We start from the raw sequence: 6,151 nt of genomic DNA, 5'->3' as shown, positions 1-6,151 counted from the left end.
TGTTGGGTAATAAAACAATAAACAGCGTTAGGACAATGTTTAAATAGCATTTCAAAAAAGCTATGAATTATTCAGGAGAGGATGAATTGAATAAGTTTTGCTCTTTGCAAGCGCTCATCCTATAATGAAGAGAAGATAAAAATGAGGAATACTCACTCTACCAAAGTAGTAAGTAATCGTGGAAACTACGTAACAGAAATCATTGGAAAAAGAAAGCTTAGGAGGGGAAAATGGATCAAAAAACAATTATTAAAGAATGGTTTGAGTCATGGGTAACAAAAGATTTTTCTAAAATTGAGGAATATTTTATTGAGGACATCTATTACCGAGAATGCTATGGGCCGATTTATTGTGGACTGTCACAACTATCTCAGTGGATAGAATCGATGAAAGCAAAGCAAGATGTTTTGGAATGGCGGATTGATCGAATTTTTGCGGTCCAGTCTGATATTTTTGTTGTTGAGTGGTACTTTCGTGCGCGGGAAGAGCAGGAATACGCCTTTGATGGGGTATCAATAATTGAATTTAAGAAAGAAAAAATCAAGAAGTTGACAGAATATCAGGCAAAACATGAGACATATTGTCCGTTTGGGTGAATGAAAACTATCTATTTTTTCCAGTGAAAATCCAAAGTAATTTTTGGTCGAAATAAATCATAGAAATTTGGTACTTTGATATTTAGAACTGTAGATAGTAAGATAGTAGAGAACTGTTTTCTGCTTTTTTTTTGAAATTCTTTTGTACAACAAGAGATTTACTTGTATAATAGTCGAGGAAGTGCTTTATATGGAAACCCTGTACGATGTTCAACAATTATTCAAACAATTCGGAATGTACATTTATGTCGGCAAACGACTGTATGACATCGAATTGATGATGATCGAGTTGCGTAATCTTTATGATGGTCGCGTGATTGATCATGAAACTTATATGACCGCTTGGCGTGTTTTAAAGCGGGAGCATCGCATTGAGGAAAGTCGCGAGAAAGGATAGTTTAGCATGGATAAAAAAATTATTGGTATCGATTTAGGAGGTACCACCGTTAAATTTGCCATCATGACAGTCGATGGAGACATTCAACAAAAATGGAGTATTGAAACCAATATCTTAGATGATGGATCACATATTGTTCCAGATATTATTGAATCAATCAATCACCATTTAAATCTTTACGATATGAAAGCGGATGATTTCTTAGGAATCGGTATGGGGACTCCAGGAAGTGTTGACCGGGAAAAAGGAACTGTTGTGGGTGCCTACAACTTAAACTGGACAACTATCCAGCCTGTTCGTCAACAAATCGAAGAAGGAACCGGAATTCGATTTACTTTAGACAATGATGCCAATGTAGCGGCTCTTGGTGAACGTTGGAAAGGTGCTGGCGAAAATAATCCAGATGTTGTTTTCATCACCTTAGGAACCGGAGTTGGTGGCGGAATCATCGCTGAAGGAAAATTATTGCACGGTGTTGCTGGTTGTGCCGGAGAAGTCGGTCACATTACCGTAGATCCTCATGGATTTGAATGTACCTGTGGCAAGCGTGGTTGTTTAGAAACTGTTTCTAGTGCTACGGGAGTCGTTCGAGTAGCACGACATCTTGCTGAAGAATATGCTGGAGATTCTGAACTGAAAAAACGGTTGGATGATGGTCAGGATATCAGTTCAAAAGATGTTTTTGAATCAGCAGAAAAGGATGATCCTTTTGCTTTGATGGTTGTAGACAAAGTTTGTTTCTATCTAGGATTAGCTTGCGGAAACCTTGGAAATACGCTGAATCCTTCAAGTGTTGTTTTAGGTGGCGGCGTATCTGCAGCAGGAGAATTTTTACGAAGCCGAGTAGAAAACTATTTTAAAGAATTTACATTTCCACAAGTGCGCAACAGCACTCAGATCAAACTAGCAGAATTAGGCAATGAAGCCGGCGTTATCGGAGCAGGTTCATTGGCATTGCAATTTGTAGAATAGAGAGGGTAGAAGTGAATGAGTCCTTTAGCTTGGATCAATATTATTTTATTAGCGATTTTACTAGCGATCGGAGCCAATGAATTGTATCTACGTATCATGGCAAAACGTTCCGCAAAAGTTTTAACGGAAGAAGAATTTAAAGAAGGCATGCGAAAAGCTCAAGTGATTGATGTTCGGGAAAAGGACGAGTTTGATGCAGGACATATTTTAGGGGCACGAAATATCCCTTATTCCGTTTTGTCGAATTCTTACAATAGTATCCGTAAAGATCAACCCGTTTATATTTACGATCAAAAAAAATCGATGAGTATTCGTGCGGCGAATAAATTAAGAAAACAAGGCTACAAAGATATGTATTTGCTAAAGGGCGGCTATCAAAGCTGGACGGGCAAAACAAAATCTAAGAATATTTAAACAAGAAATCACTCTGAAAAGGGTGATTTTTTTTTGAAAAAGCGCAATGATTTTGTGGTTCTTTTTGAAAATGCTACACTTTAAGTGGAGGGGATCGAAATGATCAAATTAAAGAGAATTTATGAAGAAGCAGAACCAACTGACGGATTTAGGGTACTGGTTGATCGCATTTGGCCTCGAGGAATAAAAAAAACAGAGGCTCAATTGGATGAGTGGTTAAAAGAGATTGCGCCAACGACAGCGTTACGAAAATGGTTTAATCATGAATCGGGGAAGTATCCAATGTTTCGAGAAAAATATCTTGCAGAATTAAAAACATCCCCTGCTAAAGAAGCAGTGACTATTTTGCAAGATGACATCCAAAAATATCCAACGGTCACTCTTTTATACGGTGCCAAAAATCAAACCGAGAACCAGGCAGTCGTACTAAAAGAATATTTGGAAAGCCTATGAAAATTGGGATTGTAGGTGCAGGACCTCGAGGCTTGTCTTTGTGTGAGCGCTTAGTGGTAAATCATTCTGCGGCAGATGAACCAATAGAAATTTTTCTTTTTGATCATGTGGGGATTGGCGGCAGCGTTTGGCGAGAAGAGCAATCCAAAAATTTAAAGATGAATACCGTTGCTCAGCAAGTGACTTTATTCACGGATGATCGCGTAGATATAATGGGAAAAAAAAGAAATGGCTTGGATCTTTTTCAATGGAGCAAGCAACTTGGTTATGAATTTATCAAAAGAAATGGTGGCAAAGAAAAACAGTATTTTATGGAAGAAGTATTGCGGCTGAAGGAAAACGATGTCACGAGCAGGGCGCTTTACGGATTCTACCAACGATGGTTTTATCAACAGTTACGGCAACAACTCTCCCCAAAAAAACAAGTGACTTTTTTTAAGACTAAAGTTCTTGCGGCACTTCCTCATAAACAAGGCTTTTTAGTAACCACGGAGCATCAACCACAGTTTGTAGATCAATTGGCACTGGCTACTGGGTATTGGCAAAATGAAGGGACTAAAGAAGAAACGGAATTTTTTCAATATGCGAAAAAAAATGGCTTAATTTACCAACCGCCAAGTAATGCAGCCGATGTCGTGGTGGATTCGATTCCAGGAGCACAGCCGATTTTTTTTCGGGGATTAGGATTGGCATTTTTTGATTATCTTAGTTTGTTTTCTTTGCAACGAGGTGGAAAATTTGAAGGAGAGGAAAAATTGCGGTACATCCCTTCAGGCAGAGAGCCGAAAATGTATGCCGTATCTAGACGAGGGGTCCCTTATTTTCCTCGAGGCAAAAATCAAAAAGGATGGGGAGAAGCAGCGAAACCGCATTTTCTGACTCCTGAGTACTTAAATAAAAGAAAACAATCTGCAGAAGTTCCTTCTTTTTTTGATAACATGAAAAAGGAAGTGGAGCTGGTTTATTATCGACAACGAATTCTTGAAGAAAAACTGCCGATTGCTGTTGATACATTTACAAATCAGTTTATTGAAAAGGGTAGAGAAATCCTTTCAACATTTCCTTCGTTGGATAAACAGCGTTGGAATTGGGAGAAGATAGCTGATCCGGCGCGGTTTTTCACAGAATCCTTTCAACAAGAACTGATAGCTTATTTGCAGTGGCAAATTAGTGAGGCGAAAAAAGGAACCATAGATGGGCCGGTAGCTGCAGCAATTGACGTCTGGAAAGATTTGCGAGACCCGGTGCGGTTTATGCTGTTCCATAATTTGTTCAGCAAGGAAGAATTAGAGTGTATGTGGCAATGGTTTGTTCCTTTAGATGCTTTTTTAACAATTGGTCCAACGTTGGAACGAAGTGAAGAGTTGCTTGCGTTGATTGAGTCGGGTATTTTGACGATTCTTCCGCCCAAAACGCCTATTAAATTGTTAGATGAAAAATTTTCTGTTTCTTTAAATGGACAAAAAATTTTATCTGACACATTGATTGAAGCAAGATTACCAGATACACAGCTTTTTGCTACAAGGAATCCTTTGCTGAAAAATCTCCGCCAACAAGGATTGGCAACATCTTTTACTTATTCAGGCAAATTAAAGACTGGTGCATTGGCTGTTGAAAGAAAAACCAATCGTGTGTTGACTTCAAAGGGAATTCCCCAGCCAAACCTTTATTGTTTCGGTCTTCCAGTCGAGGGAGAAGACTGGTTGACGGCAAGCGTTTCTCGTCCAGGAACCAATGCATGGAATCTACGTCAGGCAGATAAGATTTCTCTATTACTAATGAAAAAGAACCGCTGATTAGTGAAATCAGCGGTTCTTTTTAGCGAGCAACACGTTTACGCATTGCTTTCTTACGATTTTCTTCGATCATCGCTTCTTTTTCATCGATTGGATCGATCACTTGTTTTTTGACAGCGAAGACAAATCCTGCTGCTGCCGCTACGGTTGCTAATGTGCCGACTAAGACACCTGAAGCAAATTTTTTCATCGGACTCACTCCATTCCTTATCTTCTTCTTTCATTATGACGGAAACTGCGAAAAATGAAAAGTTAAAACACTTACAAAAACGTTGAAAATATTTAGTAAATATTATATAATAAATTTACTAAATAAAAAGTGAGAGGTGTACGATGAAAAATTTACAAGAGATCTTCAAAGAAAAGTTTGGAACAGAACCAACAGGCGAATATTTTGCGCCAGGAAGAATTAATTTGATTGGTGAGCACACGGATTATAATGGTGGTTTTGTTTTTCCGGCAGCTATCACAATTGGAACATTTGGTGTAGCAAAAAAACGGGAAGACGATCTCGTTCGTTTATATTCGGAGAATTTTCCTGAAAAAGGAATCATCGAATTTTCAATCAATGATCTGCACTATAAAAAAGAGCATGATTGGACAAATTATCCAAAAGGAATGATGCATTTTCTAAAAGAAGACGGACATGCAATCGACACTGGGATGGAAATTGTTTTTTACGGTACGATTCCGAATGGTGCAGGTCTTTCCTCTTCTGCTTCTATCGAACTTTTGACGGGAGTTATTTTAGAAGATTTATTCCAATTGACGGTGAAACGCCTTGACTTGGTCATTACCGGCAAACGAGTAGAAAATAAATTTATCGGTGTTAATTCTGGGATTATGGATCAATTTGCGATTGGCATGGGACAAAAAGATCATGCATTATTATTAGACACGAATACATTGGAATATGAGGTAGTACCGGCAGAATTTGGAGAATACGTGGTTGCAATCATGAACACTAACAAACGGCGAGAATTAGCAGATTCCAAATATAATGAAAGGCGAGCGGAATGTGAAGAAGCATTAAGCCGGTTGCAAACCAAGCTCACGATCAAGTCACTTGGTGAATTGGATGAAGAAACGTTCTATGCTCATACAGAGCTTATCGGAGATGACACGTTGATCAAACGAGCAAAGCATGCGGTCACAGAAAATCAACGGACATTAAAAGCGAAGGCTGCTTTAGTCAAAGGAGATTTAGAAACCTTTGGTAAATTATTGAATGCTTCTCATGACTCTTTACAAAATGATTATGAAGTAACTGGTATCGAATTGGATACACTTGTTTCTGCTGCTCAAGCACAGCCCGGGGTTCTCGGTGCGCGGATGACCGGCGCTGGTTTTGGCGGTTGCGCGATTGCCCTGGTCAAAGATTCTGAATGGGAAAATTTTGTTGCCACAGTGAAGAAGGAGTATAATAATAAAATCGGCTATGCCACAGATATTTATAAAGCAAGCATTGATGACGGGGCAAGAAAACTTTCTTAGGTTACTGAGGCTGTTTTTAGTGGAGCAGG

Annotated in this window: 8 protein-coding genes; 7 read left to right on the top strand and 1 reads right to left on the bottom strand. The window is 38.9% G+C overall.

Annotation, left to right across the window (positions count from 1 at the left end; translation table 11 throughout):
- Positions 1-230: 230 nt before the first annotated feature.
- The 6 genes from FFM66_RS09590 to FFM66_RS09565 all read left to right on the top strand — a co-directional run bounded on the left by FFM66_RS09590 (position 231) and on the right by FFM66_RS09565 (position 4,628).
- The gene (locus FFM66_RS09590) at positions 231-596 is read left to right on the top strand and encodes a nuclear transport factor 2 family protein (RefSeq protein ID WP_137605768.1); all 366 of its coding nucleotides are present in this window, start codon (positions 231-233) and stop codon (positions 594-596) included.
- Positions 597-786: 190 nt separating this feature from the next.
- Complete coding sequence (locus FFM66_RS09585) at positions 787-993, top strand: YqgQ family protein (RefSeq protein ID WP_048603106.1); 207 nt, start codon at positions 787-789, stop codon at positions 991-993.
- 6 nt (positions 994-999) lie between these two features.
- Entirely contained in the window at positions 1,000-1,965 is a 966-nt protein-coding gene (locus FFM66_RS09580) for an ROK family glucokinase (RefSeq protein ID WP_048603105.1), read from the top strand.
- 15 nt (positions 1,966-1,980) lie between these two features.
- Positions 1,981-2,379 carry a rhodanese-like domain-containing protein gene (locus FFM66_RS09575; RefSeq protein ID WP_048603104.1) on the top strand — a complete coding sequence of 133 codons (399 nt, stop codon included), beginning with the start codon at positions 1,981-1,983 and terminating at the stop codon, positions 2,377-2,379.
- 99 nt (positions 2,380-2,478) lie between these two features.
- A complete protein-coding gene (locus FFM66_RS09570; protein WP_137605767.1) occupies positions 2,479-2,832 on the top strand; it encodes a DUF488 domain-containing protein in 354 nt (117 codons plus the stop codon).
- Positions 2,829-4,628 (top strand): FAD/NAD(P)-binding protein, encoded by a 1,800-nt coding sequence (locus FFM66_RS09565; RefSeq protein WP_137605766.1) that lies wholly within the window; start codon positions 2,829-2,831, stop codon positions 4,626-4,628. The genes FFM66_RS09570 and FFM66_RS09565 overlap by 4 nt, the downstream gene beginning before the upstream one ends.
- Before the next feature lie 22 nt (positions 4,629-4,650).
- Here the strand turns inward: FFM66_RS09565 and FFM66_RS09560 are convergent, their stop codons facing one another.
- Positions 4,651-4,818 carry a DUF3042 family protein gene (locus FFM66_RS09560; RefSeq protein WP_069959616.1) on the bottom strand — a complete coding sequence of 56 codons (168 nt, stop codon included), beginning with the start codon at positions 4,816-4,818 and terminating at the stop codon, positions 4,651-4,653.
- Between the two features lie 143 nt (positions 4,819-4,961).
- Between FFM66_RS09560 and FFM66_RS09555 the strand changes: the two genes are divergently transcribed.
- Positions 4,962-6,122: a galactokinase gene (locus FFM66_RS09555; protein ID WP_137605765.1), complete on the top strand. Its 1,161-nt coding sequence runs from the start codon at positions 4,962-4,964 to the stop codon at positions 6,120-6,122.
- Positions 6,123-6,151: the final 29 nt, after the last annotated feature.

It is taken from the genome of Enterococcus songbeiensis (genome assembly GCF_005405265.1).
GTDB classification, from domain to species: Bacteria; Bacillota; Bacilli; order Lactobacillales; family Enterococcaceae; genus Enterococcus_C; species Enterococcus_C songbeiensis.
Note: the sequence above shows the minus strand (reverse complement) of the source record. Positions and strands in the feature narration are given on the sequence as shown.

Excerpts from the sequence above, each read along its gene's own strand:
- FFM66_RS09575 (WP_048603104.1), top strand. The coding sequence starts at position 1,981 with ATGAGTCCTTTAGCTTGGATCAATATTATTTTATTAGCGATTTTACTA.
- FFM66_RS09585 (WP_048603106.1), top strand. The coding sequence starts at position 787 with ATGGAAACCCTGTACGATGTTCAACAATTATTCAAACAATTCGGAATG.
- FFM66_RS09565 (WP_137605766.1), top strand. The coding sequence starts at position 2,829 with ATGAAAATTGGGATTGTAGGTGCAGGACCTCGAGGCTTGTCTTTGTGT.
- FFM66_RS09555 (WP_137605765.1), top strand. The coding sequence starts at position 4,962 with ATGAAAAATTTACAAGAGATCTTCAAAGAAAAGTTTGGAACAGAACCA.
- FFM66_RS09560 (WP_069959616.1), bottom strand. The coding sequence starts at position 4,818 with ATGAAAAAATTTGCTTCAGGTGTCTTAGTCGGCACATTAGCAACCGTA.
- FFM66_RS09570 (WP_137605767.1), top strand. The coding sequence starts at position 2,479 with ATGATCAAATTAAAGAGAATTTATGAAGAAGCAGAACCAACTGACGGA.
- FFM66_RS09590 (WP_137605768.1), top strand. The coding sequence starts at position 231 with ATGGATCAAAAAACAATTATTAAAGAATGGTTTGAGTCATGGGTAACA.
- FFM66_RS09580 (WP_048603105.1), top strand. The coding sequence starts at position 1,000 with ATGGATAAAAAAATTATTGGTATCGATTTAGGAGGTACCACCGTTAAA.